The 18,141-nt window shown below is 71.7% G+C and carries 11 protein-coding genes and 1 pseudogene; 2 read left to right on the top strand and 10 right to left on the bottom strand.

Annotated elements, in window-relative coordinates:
- Window position 1: 1 nt before the first annotated feature.
- Together ID810_RS12625 and ID810_RS02255 are read right to left on the bottom strand one after the other, a co-directional pair.
- Entirely contained in the window at window positions 2–1,861 is a 1,860-nt protein-coding gene (locus ID810_RS12625) for a rhamnan synthesis F family protein (RefSeq protein WP_166856250.1), read from the bottom strand.
- Between the two features lie 8 nt (window positions 1,862–1,869).
- Window positions 1,870–4,887 carry an N-acetylmuramoyl-L-alanine amidase gene (locus ID810_RS02255; protein ID WP_166856252.1) on the bottom strand — a complete coding sequence of 1,006 codons (3,018 nt, stop codon included), beginning with the start codon at window positions 4,885–4,887 and terminating at the stop codon, window positions 1,870–1,872.
- Window positions 4,888–5,198: 311 nt separating this feature from the next.
- Between ID810_RS02255 and rfbB the strand changes: the two genes are divergently transcribed.
- Window positions 5,199–6,194, top strand: a complete 996-nt coding sequence (gene rfbB, locus ID810_RS02250; protein ID WP_166856253.1) for a dTDP-glucose 4,6-dehydratase — start codon at window positions 5,199–5,201, stop codon at window positions 6,192–6,194.
- Between the two features lie 273 nt (window positions 6,195–6,467).
- Here the strand turns inward: rfbB and ID810_RS02245 are convergent, their stop codons facing one another.
- Together ID810_RS02245 and ID810_RS02240 are read right to left on the bottom strand one after the other, a co-directional pair.
- The gene (locus ID810_RS02245; RefSeq protein WP_166856255.1) at window positions 6,468–6,950 is read right to left on the bottom strand and encodes a hypothetical protein; all 483 of its coding nucleotides are present in this window, start codon (window positions 6,948–6,950) and stop codon (window positions 6,468–6,470) included.
- A 93-nt stretch (window positions 6,951–7,043) separates the two neighbouring features.
- A complete protein-coding gene (locus tag ID810_RS02240; protein ID WP_166856257.1) occupies window positions 7,044–8,102 on the bottom strand; it encodes a helix-turn-helix domain-containing protein in 1,059 nt (352 codons plus the stop codon).
- Window positions 8,103–8,155: 53 nt separating this feature from the next.
- Here ID810_RS02240 and ID810_RS12310 point away from each other — a divergent pair.
- A pseudogene (locus tag ID810_RS12310) lies at window positions 8,156–8,302 on the top strand (dTDP-glucose 4,6-dehydratase); the annotation flags it as partial.
- Between the two features lie 170 nt (window positions 8,303–8,472).
- On the opposite strand, the gene glf reads toward ID810_RS12310, so the two are convergent.
- The 6 genes from glf to ID810_RS02210 form a co-directional block, all read right to left on the bottom strand.
- The gene (gene glf / locus ID810_RS02235) at window positions 8,473–9,678 is read right to left on the bottom strand and encodes a UDP-galactopyranose mutase (RefSeq protein ID WP_166856259.1); all 1,206 of its coding nucleotides are present in this window, start codon (window positions 9,676–9,678) and stop codon (window positions 8,473–8,475) included.
- A gap of 52 nt (window positions 9,679–9,730) precedes the next feature.
- Window positions 9,731–11,812, bottom strand: a complete 2,082-nt coding sequence (locus ID810_RS02230) for a DUF6541 family protein (RefSeq protein WP_166856456.1) — start codon at window positions 11,810–11,812, stop codon at window positions 9,731–9,733.
- A gap of 53 nt (window positions 11,813–11,865) precedes the next feature.
- Complete coding sequence (locus ID810_RS02225) at window positions 11,866–13,161, bottom strand: nucleotide sugar dehydrogenase (RefSeq protein WP_166856261.1); 1,296 nt, start codon at window positions 13,159–13,161, stop codon at window positions 11,866–11,868.
- Between the two features lie 156 nt (window positions 13,162–13,317).
- Window positions 13,318–15,465, bottom strand: coding sequence for a DUF6541 family protein (locus ID810_RS02220; RefSeq protein WP_166856262.1), 2,148 nt, complete (start codon window positions 15,463–15,465; stop codon window positions 13,318–13,320).
- Window positions 15,462–16,739: a glycosyltransferase gene (locus ID810_RS02215; protein WP_235931561.1), complete on the bottom strand. Its 1,278-nt coding sequence runs from the start codon at window positions 16,737–16,739 to the stop codon at window positions 15,462–15,464. Before ID810_RS02215 ends, ID810_RS02220 begins: the two co-directional genes overlap by 4 nt.
- The gene (locus tag ID810_RS02210; RefSeq protein WP_235931562.1) at window positions 16,736–18,055 is read right to left on the bottom strand and encodes a glycosyltransferase; all 1,320 of its coding nucleotides are present in this window, start codon (window positions 18,053–18,055) and stop codon (window positions 16,736–16,738) included. The genes ID810_RS02215 and ID810_RS02210 overlap by 4 nt, the downstream gene beginning before the upstream one ends.
- Window positions 18,056–18,141: the final 86 nt, after the last annotated feature.

Here is an 18,141-nt window from a genome sequence, read left to right as displayed (position 1 = left end):
GTCACCGGCTGCGGCCATGGAGTGAGGACAGGCGCTTGGCAGCACCGCCCATGATCCGGTAGACGGGCTTGAGGCTGTTGGCGAGCCCCGGGGCCCGCCGCTCAAGGTCTCGGCGGACGACGGCGCCCAGCGAGGCCCGGGGCCCGCTGCGGGCCGCGAGGTGCGGCACCTGCTCGAAGGGCGAGGCGGGCAGGAGGGCGGCGAGCGCCTGGTAGCGGTGCTCAAGCAGGCCGTAGGCACGCGCGTCGGCCGGGCCGAGCACCTGGCGGCAGTGCAGGCCGGCGCTCAGGCACGCGGGCGCGAGGAGGCCTTCGAGCGTCTCGCCGACCCCGCTCCCACTCAGCGCGTCGGCATCGCTCAGCGCGCCGACGAGGGCGGTCAGGGGCGTGGCGGCGCTCGGGCGCAGCAGGCAGGAGCGCCCATACGCGGCGAGCGGGGTGTGGGCGTCGAGCGGGACGCGGATGCCGGCGCGCCTCGCGAGGGCGCGGGCACGTGAGCGGCCACCGGCCCACCCGTGCCCGTGCTCACGCGAGCCGACGACGGGCAGCACGGGCAGCACAAGACCCAGTGAGGCATGAGTCTCGAAGAGGGCGGCCGCCTCAGCCAGGCGCACAGCGCTGCCGGCGAGCGCGTCGTCGTCGGGGTTGCGCACGGCTTCGCCGACAGCGAGACGCAGGAGCAGCCCGTCGCCGGTCAGGAGGTCGGCGGCGTCGAGAAGGAGGGAGGCCAGCGCACCGAGCCCCGGGCGGCGGGCGTCCACCACCCGAGTGCGAGCGGCGACGTCGGGGGCTGCCAGGAGTGCGCTGTCGACGGCGGCATGGGCCGGCCCGTCGGCGCAGGCGATGACGGCGCGCTCGACGTCGGGCAGGGCGGCGAGGCGGGCGACGGCGCAAGCGGCCTCATCGGGTGAGGTCACGAGCGCGTGGGCGTTCACCGGGCGGGCCGAGCGGGACACCGGCACCGCGGCACCGGTGAGCGTCTCGGTGAGTCCGGCGTTGACGACGAGGGTGCGCGGGGCGCTTGTGCGCACGAGGCCGCCGAGGAGGACGTCCTCGGGGTACCCGGCGTCGACGGCGTCGGCCAGGACCGCGGCCGGGCTCACGCCCTGGTGGTCGAGGTAGAGCGGGTCGTGGAAGAACAGTCGGCGTTTGAGGGCGGGGCACCCGTCGGCGAGAAGGGACCCGGCATCGTCGAGTGACGGGTTGGCGCCGCGGTAGTGCTCAAGGGGGAAGACGGCGAAGGAGGCGTGACCGAGGGTGTGGAAGTGCTCGGTGAAGCGGGACTCGTGGTGGGCGACGGAATCCTTGTAGGACTCGATCGGCGGCATCGTCTCCCAGTAGTCGCGGAAGGCGGGGTCGGCCAGGAGCCTGGGCCTGACCACGAGGAAGTGGGACTGGAGGTGGCGGGGCATGACCCTCTTGGCGAGGAAGGGGTGCGGACGCAGCTCGGCGTGCTCGCTCAGGCCCCAGAAGGAGGCCTCGGGTTGGGCGGCGGCGGCCTCGAGAACAGGTCCCCAGGGGGCGACGGGCGCGAAGAAGGTGTTGTTGGTCAGCACCAGGCCCTCGAGGCCGGCGACGGCCTCCCATCCCAGGTACCGCAGTCCCGCGAGGTACCCACCGACGTCGAAGCCCTCGTTCTCGCGCACGAGCACGTCGTCTGCAACTGCGGTGAGCCGCTGGCGGGCGTCGTCGGACACAGGGCCGTTGACAACGACGAGAACGCGGTCGACGAAGTACCTCATGGAGCCGATGGCGAGCGGGACGTAGTCCTCCACGTGCCCGGCCGGGTCGTGGTGGAGGTAGATCAGCGTACGCGTGCCAACCGTTCCTCGGTGCTCGTCGGCGGCTGACAGAACTCCCACGTGCCGCCTCAGCCCAGCGTCTTCATGAGCGCGACGAGGGTGTGCCCGTAGCCTGCGGCGGCCGCCCAGCCGGTCCCGGCGGGGTTCTCCTGGATGCCCAGATACTCGACGTACGGGGCCGATCCCTTGCGCACGTATGTAAAGCGCGGGTCGGCAAGGGGATGCGCCAGGTCCGACACGGTCACCGAGGCGTCCGCGTAGGCCCTGAGGTGCTGGACCTGGGCGCGCAGCCCGGTGCGCACGTTGGCGAAGCTCAGACCGGGGTTGCCATTGCCCGTCGCGCCAATGCCCCCGAAGTTGTACTGGGTGATCGCGACGTCCCCGCCGAACTGGAGCCACCCGGTCTCGGTCATGACCTGTGCGAACAGGAGCTCAGGGCTCACCCCCTCAGCGACCGCCTCGTCATAGACGATCGCGCAGAAGGACCACAGGGAGGAGGCCCCGCCGCGACCGAGCTCCGCAGCGGGGTAGGTGCGGCCGGAGCCCTGGTACGTGGTCACCAAGGTGTTGATGACCGTGCTGCGAGCGGCCCTCGGGGCGGCCATCACCGGCGTGAGGCTCGAGGTGGGGGTCGTCGTCGGAGCGCTGGTGCGTCCCAGCCAGGCACCGGAGGAGCTGAAGGCGTGCCAGGAGCCGCCGGTGTCGACCGTGCCGGTGGCCATGACGCCGTCGGAGCGCAGGTAGTACCAGGTACTGCCCTGGCTCAGCCAGCCGGTGTCCATCGCACCGGTGGAGGCCAGGTGGTACCAGGTGCCGTCGTCTTTCAGCCACCCGGTGTCCATCGCACCGGTGGAGGCGAAGTGGTACCAGGTGCCGTCCACCTTCTGCCAGCCGGTGGCCATGACGCCGTCGCCACCGAGGTAGTACCAGGTACTGCCCTGGCTCAGCCAGCCGGTGTCCGTCGCACCGGTGGAGGCCAGGTGGTACCAGGTGCCGTCCATCTTCTGCCAGCCGGCGAGCATGGCGCCGTCGGTGCCGAGGTAGTAGCGGGCCCCGTTGACGGTGGCCCAGCCCGTGCGCATCGCGCCGTCGCCACCGAGGTAGTACCAGGTACTGCCCTGGCTCAGCCAGCCGGTGTCCATCGCACCGGTGGAGGCCAGGTGGTACCAGTAGCCGTTGTCTGTCAGCCAGCCGGTGTCCATCGCACCGTCGTCGCCGAGGTAGTACCAGCTCCCCTCCACCTTCTGCCAACCGGTGAGCATGGCGCCGGACGAGTCCAGCAGGTACCAGCTGCCGCCCGCCTTCTGCCAGCCGGTGGCCATGGCACCGTCGTCGCCGAGGTAGTACCAGCTCCCCTCCACCTTCTGCCAACCGGTGAGCATGGCGCCGGAGGAGTCCAGCAGGTACCAGTGGACACCCGCCGCCTGCCAGCCGGTGCGCATGAGGCCGTCGTCGCCGAGGTAGTACCAGGTGCCGGCCACCAGATGCCAGCCGGTGAGGACCCGGCCGTCGGCCGTGACAAGCCGCCAGGTGGAGCCGTAGGACTGCCAGTTGGCCGATGCCGCGGTCACCTGGTCCTGGGCGATGGAGCGGATCGTGCCCATGAGGGAGTAGCCGACGTCGCCGGGGCAGGCGGTGTAGCCGACGTCGCGGTGGGCGAAGATGCGCGGCAGGGTGATGACCTGGCCGGCCTGGTACTTCTCGGTCGAGCGGATGGTGAAGGGCGCGCTGGCCGTGGCGCTGGTGATGCCTGCGCGGGCGAGGAACCAGCCGGAGAGCCTGCCGACCGACTGCAGCTGGGCGGTGGAGGGACTGACCGAGGTGAAGGTGCCCATCATGGAGATGCCCATCGTGCCGGTGTTGGCCCCGTAGGCGTGCCCGCCGATGACCATCTTGCCCGCGGCGGAGCTGAGCGTGCCGTAGCGGCCCTCGTAGACGTTGCCGTACTTGTCGACGAGGAAGTTGTAGCCGATGTCCCCCCAGCCCAGGGTGTTGGCGTGGTAGTAGTAGATGCCCCTGACGATGCCGGGGGCCTGGGCCGCGGTGTAGTCGTTGGTCCCGGCGGTGTGGTGGACGACGACGTGGCCGGCAGTGACGTACTCCGGGTCCCAATCGAGGTAGGCGGCGTTGGCGCCCCACTCGGCGCGGGTGATGACGGGCACGGGCAGGCCGTTGGCAGTGGTGGCCGTGGCCAGCAGCGCGGGCAGCGCGGGGCTCATACCGGTTCCGGTGGAGGTTCCCGCCGGGGACTGCGAGGGGCCGGAGCTCTGCATGGGGCCGGGCTCGGAGGGGAATGTGGCCGTCGAGGTCCCGTCTCCTGGCTGAGCCGACGGCGAGGGTGTGGCGGAGAAGGTCGGGGGTTCCTCCTCTTCGGCGACGCCGGTCTTGTCAGCCTCGACGACCTTCATGTCCTCGGGCTCGAGGACCTCCTCGCCGATGGGCTCGCCCGGCACCAGGGACAGGGACAGGCCCTCGGGCAGGCCGGCGGGGCCGGCGATGACGGCCGCCTGGATGGCGTCGGCACCACCGGTGACGAACTCGTCCGTGCCGGAGGTGGCGGTGGTGGGGTCGAGGTCGTCGCGGCCGGCGTCGGCGGGCTCGTTGAGGTACCAGTCGGTCCACACGCCGTTCTCACGCACACGCAGGTAGATCTGGGTGCCTTCGGGCAGGGCGACCGAACCGGCCCAGGTGAAGCCGGCCACGAGGAAGCCTGCGACCTCAAGCGGCTCGGTGAGCAGGGCGGCGTCGGCCTCGGGGTCGATGGTGCCGGTGAGCGCGGCGAGGGCGTCAGCCAGGGCGACGTCGAGGCGGGGGATCACACCTGTTCCACCGCTCGTACCCGCGGGTACCCGCGTGTCCCGCTGCTCGCCGAGGCCCGCCTCGGCGAGCTCGGTGGCCTCGCCGGCGGGCGTGGTGAGCTCGAGGACCTGGACGGGACCGGCGGAGGCGGCCTCGACCTGGAGGGCCGTCAGGCCTTCCGCGGTGCCTGCCGCCAGGGCCGGGCTACCGGCGAGTGCGGCGGGCACGGTCCCCGCGAGCACAAGGGAGGCGGCGGCGGTCAGGCGGGCGAGTCGCGATACCAGCATGGGTTTCCTTACAACGGGGAACTGGCGAAGGTCACGTACGACAACTGGTGTCTGTGTGACGAATGGGGTCTGAGGGGCAGGATAGACCCATGTGGCCGCCGTCGGGAACCCTGCGTGCCACACATGACGCGCAGCACGACGCCGTGCCGGCTCCACAACGGACGGTACCTCAGCCAGCACCTGCCGACACCCGGGCCCGCTCCCGCTGCGCAGGGCCCCGCTGCGGCCGCCGCTCCCTGTGGCATCATGGCGAGCGAGCTTCCTGCGCTCTGGCGCACCCCGACTCACCCCCGACTCACGGAGCCTGATCCATGCACGTCCTCATCACCGGCGGCGCCGGCTTCATCGGCGCCAACTTCGTCCACCAGACCCTCAACCGCTACCCGGACGCGACGGTGACGGTGCTCGACAAGCTCACCTACGCTGGCAACCGGGCCTCCCTGGCCGACATCGCCGACCAGATCGAGCTCGTCGTCGGCGACGTCGCCGACGCTGACGTCGTCGACCCGCTCGTCGAGCGCGCCGACGTCGTCGTCCACTTCGCCGCCGAGTCGCACAACGACAACTCCCTGCGGGACCCCTCGCCCTTCATCCAGACCAACCTCGTAGGCACCTTCACCCTGCTGGAGGCCGTGCGCCGCCACAAGGTCCGCTACCACCACGTCTCCACCGACGAGGTCTACGGGGACCTTGAGCTCGACGACCCGGCCAAGTTCACGCCGACGACGCCCTACAACCCGTCCTCGCCCTACTCCGCTTCCAAGGCCGGCTCCGACCTGCTCGTGCGCGCCTGGGTGCGTTCCTTCGGCGTCGAGGCGACGATCTCGAACTGCTCGAACAACTACGGCCCCTACCAGCACATCGAGAAGTTCATCCCCCGCCAGATCACCAACCTCATCGACGGCGTCAAGCCCCGCCTGTACGGCGCCGGCGAGAACGTGCGCGACTGGATCCACGTCCTGGACCACAACGACGCCGTGTGGGACATCATCGAGAAGGGCCGGATCGGCGAGACCTACCTCATCGGCGCCGACGGCGAGAAGAACAACAAGGAGGTCGTCGAGCTCATCCTCGAGCTCATGGGCCACGACGCCGACGACTACGTCCACGTCAACGACCGCCCCGGCCACGACATGCGCTACGCCATTGACAACACCCGGCTCGTCGAGGAACTCGGCTGGGCACCCACGTTCACCGACTTCCGCTCCGGCCTGCAGGCCACCATCGACTGGTACCGGGACAACGAGGCCTGGTGGCGCCCGCTCAAGGCCGAGGTCGAGGCCGCGTACGCCGCCCAGGGCCAGTGAGGCGAGCCGCCCAGGGCCGGTGAGGCGCGGGCTGCGTCGTGACCTCGTGGCCTCACAGTCGATCTCGTTCCATCCTGGTCGATCTCGTTCCTCGGGCGAGCGAGATCAACCAGGACGGAACGAGATCAACGAGCGGCGAACGAGATCAACGGACCCCGACCCGCCCCGGCCGGGCTCGTCACGCCCCTGTCACCCTCGGGTCGGCTCGTCCCGGTTCGTCTGCGACACGCACCGGGTTCGCAGCCAGCCACGCTCACGGGAAGAGCGAAACCGCTAACCGCCCAACACCGCCTTGTTCCGCTCGAACCACCTGACGTACCCGCCCATATCAAAAGGCCATCTCAGAGAGCCGGGCTCAACGCGCTCCCGGGCCCCCAGCATCTGGTCGCACAGCCCGCTGTAGGCGTGGGGCCCGGGAGCCCGACCCTCGACAACGCCCCGCGAGATCGCCCACAGCACGCCGTGCACGGCAAGCTCCGAGTATCGCTCGATGACGGCGTGTGCCTGGCGGTCGTCGATGATGGCGACACCGCCCATCATCTGCGCCAGGGCGGCGACCCACGCCTCTCCCCCGTCCCTGCCATCTGATGCCGTACCCAGGCGCTGCTGCCAATCGGCCAGGATCGTCAGGCCCTCCAACTCCTCAATGTCAACGACATCGAAGCCCGCGAGGTCTCTCACCCCGAGGCGATCCAGCTCCTCGGCAACTCCTGACGGCAGCACGTGTTGTCGTTGCACGCCCGCGGCATCGAGCAACCAGTCAACATTGCCCGCACCTCGCCGCGTGCAGCGGCCCTGTCGTGTCCCAGACGAGGATCGCCGTACTCGGCGAGGTGCTCTTCTCAGTACTCACGATGGCAGAACACCGAGCGTCATCTCCGCCGCGCGTCGGGGCGTGACGAGCTGACCGTCAGCGGCCCGAGCGCAGGCCTGGATCCACGCCCGCGGCAGACCCGGCGGTACGACGTCTTCCTGGGGTCGAGCCCCGAGAACACGGTAGAAGTCCGCGTCGACGGGGGTCGTCGTCGTGTCAATCGACGCCAGGTCGAGGCCCGCTCCCTGCGCGACCCTCATGAGCAGGGACCACGAGACCCGGTACTCGCCCGCCAGACGCACCAGCGTCTGGCGCGACGGGCTCTCGTCCCAGGCGCGGCGCACCGCGGCCTCGGGAAGGAGGAGCTCGGCGGCGAAGGCATCGATCAGTTCCTCCGCCTCGCGCGGTGCCGCGTAGTGGCCCGAGGCCTCGTAGGTATCACCTGCGAGGTGGTGGCCGATCTCATGGGCCAGCGTCGTCCGCCGACGACCGGGCTCGACGTCGGCCCCGACGACCGCGACACCAAGACCCGGCTCCGGGGTCAGCGACCTGCCGTCGATCTGCGCCGGCGTCGTCCGGGCCCACAGGCCCAGTCGGGAGGCGACGTCGGTCATGCCGTCCAGGGGCTCACTCCCCGCCTCAAGGTGCTCGCGCGCACGACGGGCCAGGTCCTGGGCCTCCTCGCGGGAACCGAGGCCAGAGCCGCCGAAGGTCAGCGACACCGGCGCGATGAGCCCCGCCTCCCGCAGCTGGCACAGGTCCCTCCACGCGCGGTCGAGGTCGATCTCCGCCTGGACCTCCTCACGTTCATTGCGCGTCGCCGCCTCCCCGACCGGCCGACGCGCCGCCCGGACGTCCGGAGTGGGACGCGCGACGAGGTCGATGAGGTCCACGTCGAGCGCCTCGGCGATCCTCGTGAGCTCGAGCGCCGAGACCTTGCGCTCACCGGACTCCGCACGGGACAGGGCCGTGCGCTCCACACGGCACAGGGCGGCAAGCTGCCCCTGATCGAGCCCTCGGCCCTGGCGGATCCGCCGGATCTGCTCCCCGAGCTGAGCGAAGTCCTTCACCGTCTCCATGTGTGTGATTTTCACACACGCTCATCCGTCGCTCAAGGGTGACGTGACTCCCGTCTCACCTGGAGCACATCGTCGGGCAGGTCGGCTGGAGCCCGAGGTTCACAGACTTCCGCTCGGGCCTGGCGGCCACCATCGACTGGTACCGGGACAACGAGGCCTGGTGGCGCCCGCTCAAGGCCGAGGTCGAGACCACGTACGCCGCCCAGGGCCAGTGAGGCGCGCCGCCCGGGGACAGTAAGGCGCCGCCCGGGGCCAGTGAAGGCGCGGCCCGGGGCCAGTGAAGGCGCGGCCCGGGGACAGTAAGGCACCGACTGGGCCTTGATCTCGTCGCCTCACAGTCGATCACGTCCCGTCCTGGTCGATCTCGTTCCTCGGGCGAGCGAGATCAACCAGGACGGGACGAGATCAAGGAGCGACGAACGAGATCGAAGGGCACGCCGTCCCTCACGTGAGGGACGATGACGTTGTCGACGACACTGAGCGCGGAGCCGATGGCCGCGTGCATGTCGAGGTACTGGTAGGTGCCCAGGCGCCCACCGAAGACGACGCCCTCCTCCCGGGCGGCCAGGTCCCGGTAGGCGAGCAGCCGCCTGCGGTCCTCGGGCGTGCCCACCGGGTAATAGGGCTCATCGCCCTCCTCGGCGAAGCGCGAGTACTCCTTCATGATGACCGTCTTGTCCGCGGGGTAGTCGCGCTCGGGGTGGAAGTGGCGTGGCTCGATGATGCGGGTGTAGTCGCGGTCGAGGTCGGGGTAGTTCATCACCGCGGTGCCCTGGAAGTCGCCGGTTTCAGGGTACTCGGTGGTGAAGTCGATGGTGCGCCAGGCAAGCGCCCCCGCACTGTAGTCGAAGTAGCGGTCGATCGGGCCGGTGTAGACGATCGGGACCCGTCCCACGAGCGCCGCCCGATGGTAGGGCTGCGACTCATCGAAGAAGTCCGTCGACAGCAGCACGTCAATGTCGGGGCTGTCCACCATCGTCTCCAGCCAGGCGGTGTAGCCGTGGGTGGGCAGACCCTCGTAGGTGTCGTTGAAGTAGCGGTTGTCGTAGGTGTAGCGCACGGGCAGGCGCGAGATGACCGAGGCGGGCAGGTCCTTGGGGTCCGTCTGCCACTGCTTGCCGGTGTAGTCCTTGATGAAGGCCTCGTACAGGGGGCGGCCGATGAGGCTGATGCCCTTGTCGTTGAGGTTCTGCGGGTCCTGGCCGGCCAGCTCGCCGGCCTGCTCGGCGATGAGCGCCCGGGCCTCGTCGGGGGTGTAGGAGGCGTGGAAGAACTGGTTGATGGTGCCCAGGTTGATGGGCATGGGATACACGACGCCGTCGTGGGTGGTGTAGACGTGGTGGACGTAGGGCGTGAAGCTGGTGAAGCGGTTGACGTAGCGCCACACACGCTCATTGGAGGTGTGGAACAGGTGCGCCCCGTACGTGTGGACCTCGATGCCCGTGACCGGGTCCGTCTCGGAGTAGGCGTTACCGCCGATGTGGTCCCGCTTGTCGATGACGAGGACCTTGAGCCCCAGCTCGTTGGCGCAGCGTTCGGCAATGGTCAGGCCGAAGAAGCCAGAGCCGACGACGACGATGTCGTAGTTCATACGCAGGCCTCCTGTGACCGCACCCATGCTCCGCTCAGGTTACCCGGCCTGATCAGCCGCAGCCGATGATCCGGTTGAGGGTGAGTGAGCCGGTCGGGGTCGCGACCGTCCCGACGCTCTCCATGCCCTCACTCGGCCAGTGGGCCAGGTCGGCGTCCCAGCGCAGCGGGGCGCTGCCGTGCTCAAGCCCGGAGGGGTTACGGGTCACAGACAGGTAGTAGTCGGCGCCGAGCTCCTCCAGGGCCGCGCAGGCCTGGCTGCCCGGTTCGAGGACGGCGGGGGCGTCGGCGAGCCTGAGCTCGGGGCTGTCCGCGGCGGGCTGGACCCGGGTCCGGTAGACGACGGCGACGCCGTGCTCGATCCACAGGTACGTGCCTCCGAGCGAGGGTGCGGCGACGACGACGGCGCCCGGCGGCAGGAGAGCCGCAAGCTCGCCCTGGGCGGCGAGCTCGGCCTCGGTCACGAGGGTGCCGTAGGCGATGCGCTCGTCATCGTGGATGCTTCCGGCCAGTTGCGCGTGCAGGGGCGCGGCCAGCAGGGCCGTGGCGGCCACTGCCCCCACGAGGGCGGTGGTCCGACGACGAGCGCGCGGGCCGTCCTGGCCGCACCAGCGGGTGAGCAGCAGGTGCAGGCCATGGCCGGCGAGGACGAGCAGGGCGATGACGACGAGGGGCTGCACCCGGGCCTTTTGCAGGTACCACACGGCGCCCAGTGCCCTACCGGGCCACTGGGGACCGCCGGTGAGCACCACGAGCCCCAGCGTCAGCACCCAGGTGACCAGGTGAAGGCGCATCTCGCGCCCGCGGCGGTGTACGGCGACGGCGGCCAGCGCGAGCAGGCCGATCCCCACGGGCAGCCCGTGCCAGGTCAGGGGCCCGTACTGGGGCGTGTCCATCAGCGACTGGGCGAGGGTCGCCAGTGCGCTGCCGCCGTCGCGCTCGTAGCCCAGGACGGAGGCGAGGGGGGCGCGCATCACCCAGGCACCGGCAGCCCCGGCTGCGAGCGCGAGGACGAGGACGGACAGGACCCGTCGGCGTCTCGCGCCGCCCGCGCGCAGGAGGCGGGCCACCCAGGAGACCGCGAGGGCGGCCAGGAGCACGAGGAGGTTGAAGACGGCGCCGCCGTGCGCCGCCACCGCCCCTGCCGCAGCGCCCGCGGCGAGCAGCCCGACGACGAGGCGAGGGCGCCACCCGGCGGCACTGGTGAGCGTGTGGGCGAGGGCGAGAACACCCGGCAGGCAGACGAGGGACAGGGCGTAGGGCCACACGGCGAGCGTCGTGAGCGTCACGGCCAGGGCGCTGGTCGCGGCGGCCGCCAGGGCGCCGGCCGCCAAGGTGAGGGCGCGCGCCCGCCCGGCCGCAGAGCCGGGCGCCGCCACCGCGTCCCCACTGCCCGGGCCCCCAGCCGCAGTGACCCCGACCCTGGCACCCCCGGCCACCGGCGTGCGTGCGCCGACGCAACAGGCGTCGATGAGCCCCACAACCCCCAGCGGCCAGCTGACGGCCCCGACGATGATGACGAGCACGTTGGAGGCCAGTGAGGCCGTGCCGGGAAGCAGTGCGGCCGCGCCGTGCCAGACGGTCGGGTAGTAGACGCGGCGCCCCTGGTAGAGGTCGGCCAGGCCGCCAAGGCTGGAGGCGTCGCCGCCCTCGCGGATCGTCTGGACGGCAGCGAGGTGGAAGACGGCGTCGAAGGCCTGGGGTGGGGTGGCCAGGCCACCGGTCCCCCACCACAGCCCGCCTGCACCGAGGCCGACGGCGAGTGCGAGTCCGCCCAGGAGGATGAGCCGGTCCCGGCCCGGGTGGGACCGGACCCGCGATGGGGCAGGGGCACCGGCGACGGCGTCGGCCCCTAACGTCCCACGGGGGCCGGGCAGCAGTCGCCTGAGTCCGAGGAGCAGCGCGGCGGACACCGCGCTGAGGACCGTGATCGTCACCCAGCCGACCCGCCCCCAGGGCAGGCCCGCGGCGGAGACCCCGAGCTCGGCCACGCCGATGACGGCGCAGGACAGGCCCGTCGCCACCGAGGCGGCCGCCACGCCGCGCAGCCCTCCGGCCCGGGCAATGAGCCAGCCGGGGGCAAGCAGCAGGAGCAGGCCCCACGCGAAGGCGCCGAACACCACCGCCACCGTCATGGCGCTCACACCACCCTCAGGCCCTACGGGCCGGGCTCACACGCACCGGCCGGTCACTGACCGCCGCCGATGACCAGGCGCGGGGTGCCGGCCCACAGGGCGGGGTCGGTGGCGCGTCGGCCGTCGAGCAGCAGGCGCACGCCCGGCAGGTCCGCGGGGGTGAGCGTGCGGTACTCGGGGTGGTCGGCCTGGACGATGACGACGTCGATCTCCCGGCCCAGGTGGTAGGGCTCCCAGCCGAAGGCGGCGAGCTCGTCGTCGGAGAACATGGGGTCCTGGACGAGGACGATGGCGCCCTTGGCGCGCAGGGCGTCGACGGTGGGGAAGACGCCGGAGAAGGCCGTCTCCTTCACCCGTCCGCGGTAGGAGGCGCCGAGAACGGCCACGCGCAGGCCGTTCAGGCGCCCCAGGACCTGCTCGGCCCGGGAGACGACGTAGTCGGGCATGGTGGCGTTGAACTGGCGGGCGGTGCGCACCACCGTCGCGTCGGGGTCCGTGGACAGGTACAGGCGCGGGTAGACGGGGATGCAGTGCCCGCCCACCGCGATGCCGGGCCGGTGGATGTGCGAGTAGGGCTGGGAGTTGCAGGCCTCGATGACCTTCTCAATGTCGAAGCCGGCCTTGTCCGCGTAGACGGCGAACTGGTTGGCCAGGGCGATGTTGACGTCGCGGTAGGTGGTCTCGGCGAGCTTGGCCATCTCGGCGGCCTCGGCGGTGCCCATGTCCCACACGCCATTGGGGCGCGGCAGATCCGGACGCTCGTCGAAGTCGAGGACCCTCTCGTAGAAGCCGACGCCCCGGGCGGTGCCCTCCTCGCTCAGGCCGCCAACGAGCTTGGGGTAACGGCGCAGGTCCTCAAAAACCCGGCCGGTGAGCACCCGCTCGGGAGAGAAGACGAGGTGGAAGTCGCGTCCCTCAACCAGGCCGCTGACCTCCTCGATGAGGGGCTTCCAGCGCCCGCGGGTGGTGCCCACGGGCAGGGTGGTCTCGTAGGACACGAGGGTGCCTGGGGTCAGGTGCTCGGCCAGGCTGCGGGTGGCGGCGTCCATCCAGGTGAAGTCCGGCTCCCAGGTGGCATCGTCGACGACAAGCGGCACAACGAGGACGACGGCGTCCGCGCCGGGGATGGCCTCGGCGTAGTCGGTGGTGGCGCGCAGGGCTCCGGCAGGCACGAGCCGGGCGAGCGCGTCGGCCAGGTGGGCCTCGCCGGGGAAGGGCTCGGCGCCGCGGTTGACCGTCTCGACGGTGGTGGCGTTGACGTCGACGCCGATGACCTTGTGCCCCTTCTCGGCGTACTGGACGGCCAGCGGCAGCCCGATCTTTCCCAGGGCGACGACGGCGATGCGCATGCGAGATCTCCTCACGCCGGACGGCTCCGGCTCGTGTGCCTCAGTGGGCCTGAACAGGCGTCAATGGCCCCCAGGATAGCGAGGCCCTTGCCCCCGCCAGGACCCGGGCCGTCGGCGGCGCACCGCCAGGTGTCAGAGGGCGGCCTCAGGCCGGGGTCAGGCGCCCGTGTCGCAGAGGGTGATCTCCCACACCCGGGCCGTGCCGCCGGCGTCGAGCAGACGGAAGCCGGTGGAGGTGTCGACGTCGTACAGGCCCGGGCGCAGGGTCGCCAGCCACACGCCGTTGAAGAACTGGCTCGAGTCCTCGTAGAAGTACCTGATGCCGTGCTCACGCAGGATCCCGCACACGTGCGGGTCCTCGTGCAGGTCACGCAGGTGCGCGCGCAGGTACAGGCCGTCCGCGTCGGACTCCGCCTGCCCGGCGAACATCCACACCGGCCGTACATCCGCCATGAAGGGCAGCATCGCCGTGCCGGCCACCGGGTCCCCGACGACGTAGGCGTCGTCGGGCAGCAGCAGAGCCAGGCGCCGCATCATGTCGAGCTCGTGGGGGGAGGCGACGAGCCGCTGGTGCCCGTTGTACGGGGAGAAGGCACCCACGACATCGTGGCGCAGCGCAGGCGCCGTCGCCAGGGTGCCGGCCAGGAGCAGGACCGCCCCGGCGCGCGCCGGCAGCGGCAGGGTCTCGGTGAAGCGCTGGACCGGACCGGCCAGCCGCCACGGCACCAGCATGTCCGAGCGCAGACGCAGCCCACGCCGTCGGACACGATCGACGACGGGGGCGAGGCTCGTCAGCGCCAAGGTCACGAGCAGGACGGCCGGTGCCGCCGTCATCGCCTTGATCCGGTGCGGGTTGTTGTAGAAGACGCCCGTCAGCGCCGACAGCACCGGCACGGGAGCCATCGCGGAGACGATGAGCGGCAGGCACGCCACCCAGGCAACCACCACACCGCGGTGACGGTGGCGCACCATCGCCACCGCCGCCCCCGCGAGACAGGCCGCACCCATGGCCACCTGTGTGGCGCGCATCGTCCAGCCGCCTCCCCCGTAGAACAGGACGAGGGCGGAGACGACCTTCTTCCACGCGTGCGTCCACGTACGCGTGGGCCGGCGCCCGAAGTGCGTCTGGAGCGGCCCCGGCAGCGTGACCACCGCGACGACGACGAGCACCACGGCCACGGCCACAGCCACAAGCGCCGCGGCGAGGAGGCGGTCATGGCGGTCCTCGCTGCGCGAGAGCCTCCAGGCCGCCAGGAGCAGCCCGGTCCAGGCCAGGGCTGCCAGCGGCCAGCCGATAATGACGAGGGCCGCCGGGTGGGTCAGGAGCAGGCCGCCCGCCGCCGGGACGATTGCCAGGACGGAGGTGGCCGCGCGCAGTCGGCGCCGGCGCGTCCACAACCAGCGGCAGCGGCGCACCTGCGCCACCGCCCAGGCCGCCACCGCCGGGCATCCCGCCAGGGCCAGGGCGTAGGGCCACACCGCGGTGTCCATGAGCAGGCGCATGGGGAAGATCGGGATGAAGGCGCAGGCCCCCAGCGCCACCCAGGCGGCGCCCCGGATCTCCTCCAGGACCACGCGCACGAGGTAGAGCACGCCTACGAGGTAGACGAGCGGGACGAGCAGGATCATCGTGTTCGTCACCGGAACGACGTCGTCCCAGCCCAGGGACACGAGCGTCGCGATCTCGTGCCACACCATCGGGTAGAAACTCGACGTGCCGTCCATCCCGAACATGCCGGCGTTGCCATTGAGCATGGAGGCGTTGCCGGTGAGCTCGATGAGCCACGCCTGGTTGTAGTGGTAGATCGAGTCCGCGGACTGGATCGGCACCGTTGGACCGCTGCCGGGCAGGACCGGCGCCAGCATGGCCAGCCAGGTTGTCAGCAGCGCCGTCGCCGGAAGCCACCGGGGCCCGGCGAGGGCGGGCACCGAGCCGGTCGGCTCCCCCGGGGCGCCGCCGCCCGACCAGCCCTCGGGCACGCCCGAGGGGTCCAGGGGTACACGCGTCCAGGTGTGCAGTGTCAGACGGCGGCCTCGCAGCGCCAGGATGCTCCAGCGCCCGGCCACCACCAGCAGCGCCCAGGCGAGCATCCAGGCGATGACTGTCGGCAGGTGCCAGCGCACTCCCACCGCCTCGAAGATGACCCCCGCGGACCCCAGCAGGGCGAAGGTGAGCGAGGGGGCGCAGGCGAGCGCCGCCAGGCGGCTACGGGCGCCGGCGGCGAGAAGAATGAGCAGGCCGGGGCCGAAGGTGACGACCGCGAGCGCCGCCAGGATGGGCAGGGCGGAGATCCAGGAGCTCACCACTTCTCCCGGGCCGCTCGCGCCGTCGCCCCGCCTCGGCGCTCGATGACGACCTCGCGCATGAGCCTGGCGACCGCCTGCCCGGTCGCCTCCAGGGAGCGGTGCGTGCGCACCCAGGCGTGCAGACGCTCGGCCCGCTGCCGGCGCTGCCGGTCGGTGAGGGCGGCGTCGGCAGCGAAGGCGGCCTCCATGGCCGCGGCGACGGCCTGCGGGTCGTGGTCGCTGACGATGCCCAGGTCGTCGCGCTCGACGTCCTCGCCGACGGGGCCATGTCCGGCGTAGAGCACCGGGGTACCGCAGCCCAGGGCGGCGAGCACCTTGGTGGGGTAGGCGAAGTCGTATCCAAGGCCCGGCTTGATGGACACCAGGGCGCACACGGCCCCGCGCTGCCAGGCGGCCGCCTCGGCGGGCGGTAGGGGCGGGTGCATGACGACGGCGGGGGCGCCGTCGGCACCGGCGGGCAGGCGGGAGGCGTCCTGGGCAACCGTCTCCCAGTCGGAGCCCTGGCCCAGGAAGAGGATCTGGGCATCGGGCCGTGTGGCGCGCAGGCCTTCGAGCGCGCGCACGAAGACGCCGGCGTCCTGCCATTCGGAGAGGGTGCCGGCGTAGACGGCGTAGGGGCCCGTCAGGCCGATCCGACGGCGGGCCTCGGCGTCGGGCACGGGTCCGGTGGGGTCGAAGACGGAGGTGTCGACGCCGTTGGGCACGACCCGCACCTCGCGTCCGCCTAGGGCGCGCACGTGCTCGGCGACCTCCTCGTTGATGGCGACGACGCGGGCGGCGCCGCGCACGGCGAAGGACTCCATGCGGCGCAGGGCCTCGAGCACGAGGCGGGGGGCGCCCGTGGACTGTGCGGCGGTGGACCACACATCTGGGGCGTACCAGACGTAGGGCACGCGTCTGAGGGCGCAGGCCAGGCGCATGACGACGCCCGTCGTCGGCGGGGGCTCGACGAGGACGGCGTCGGGGCGTGGCTGGGCGAAGAAGCGGCCCATGAGGGGCACGTCGAAGGACACGTAGGGCAGGTAGCCACGCAGGTAGCCGCTGGCGTCGCGCAGGGCGGGCCAGCGCGAGACGCTCACCCCCTGCGGGTCGGTGGGCTCGGGGGCTGACGCGGGGGGCGTCGTCGTCAGGACCCTCACGGGCACGTGGTGGCCCGCCAGCGCCCGCTCGACCCCGTCCAGGCGCAGGGCGGCGGCTGCGGCCTCCGGCAGGTGGATGCGGGTGGCCATGAGCACGCCGCCGCGGCGGCGTGCGGGACGGGGCGGGGTCACGGCTGCGTCCTCTCCGCGTCACGAGGGTCACGGGGGTCGTTGGTGTCGTTGATGTCGTTGATGTCGTTGATGTCGGCGGCGTCGTCAGTGTCATTGGTGTCGTCACCATCATCACTGTCGTCCGGGGAGCCGTCGGGCAGGTCGGGCGCCCATCCGGACAGGTCACGGGCCACGCGCCTGGCACGAGCCAGCCACGTCTGGCCGGGCAGGACCTGGCGGATCCGCTTGCGGACAGCGGCGAGCCGGTCGGGGTGGGCCCGCAGGTCCCTCAGGAGGGCGGCGAGAGCGTCCTCGTCGTAGGGGATGACCCACCCGGCGCCGAGCTCCTCAACGATCCGGGCGGTCTCGGTCCCGGCAGTCGCGACGACGGGCAGCTCGTGGGCGAGGTACTCGTAGAGCTTGTAGGGCACGGCGAAGTCCCAGTACTCGTGCGGCTGCACGAGCAGCACACCCAGGCCGGCCCGCCCGTACAGCGGCTCCAGGTCCGCCCCGGAGGCGTGGACGACATCGTGACGGCCCGCCGGCAGAAGGGGCTCATATGTCTGGCGGGCCTGCTCCCACTCCTCCTGGCGGGTGCACAGCGTCAGGCTCGTGCCCTCAACCGCTTCCACAGCCCGGCAGATGGCCTCAATGCGGTAGTTGCCGCCGAGCACGCCCACGAAGAGCAGGTCGAGGTCCCCGCCGTCCTCAAGGGCGGGCCGCGAGGGGTTGTGCACGGCTAGGGGGTCGGCGCCCGGGGGCAGGGGGTGCGTCATCGCCGCGTCGATGACGGGCAGGTGCTCAGCCATCGCCTCACTGGGAAGGTAGACGTGCAGGCCTGCGCGCCGCCACTGGGCCAGCTCGGTGAGGTAGGCGGCGCGCAGGACCGCGTCGAGCGCCGGGGGAATGTTCTGGCGGAAGCGCGGGAAGCGCCAGTACAGGTCGCGGTAGAAGACGCCCACCTCGAGACCGCGTCGGCGCATGCGGGAGAAGAAGGCGGCGTCCAGGCGCGGGTGCGGGGGCAGGTGGCGCGGCTCGGTCAGCGCGTTGGGGATCGTCGCGTTCTCGGAATAGACGAAGGCGGGCGGCAGCGACGCATCCGTGCGCCTGAAGCGCTCGTAGTCGTCCAGGCGCTGCTCGGCGCGGGCCATCGCCCGTCGTCTGTGGGCGGCGTAGCCGGTGACCTCGACGACGTCGTAACCCAGATCGGCGAAAGCGCGCCTCATCCGCACCGGGCGCAGGCGCGAGGCCGCGGTGCGCTCGGCCAGGGGATAGGGGGCGTGGAAGACCATGAGCGGGCGCTCCCGCTCACCGCGCGCCCCGGGCTGGTCGGTCACGATACGGGTCCCTCCTCGTCCGCAGCGCCGCCGCGCACGGGCGACCCATGACGCCGTGCGACGGTGTGCCACACTAGCAGCCACGC

This window comes from Actinomyces respiraculi, assembly GCF_014595995.2.
GTDB lineage: Bacteria > Actinomycetota > Actinomycetes > Actinomycetales > Actinomycetaceae > Actinomyces > Actinomyces respiraculi.
Note: the sequence above shows the minus strand (reverse complement) of the source record. Positions and strands in the feature narration are given on the sequence as shown.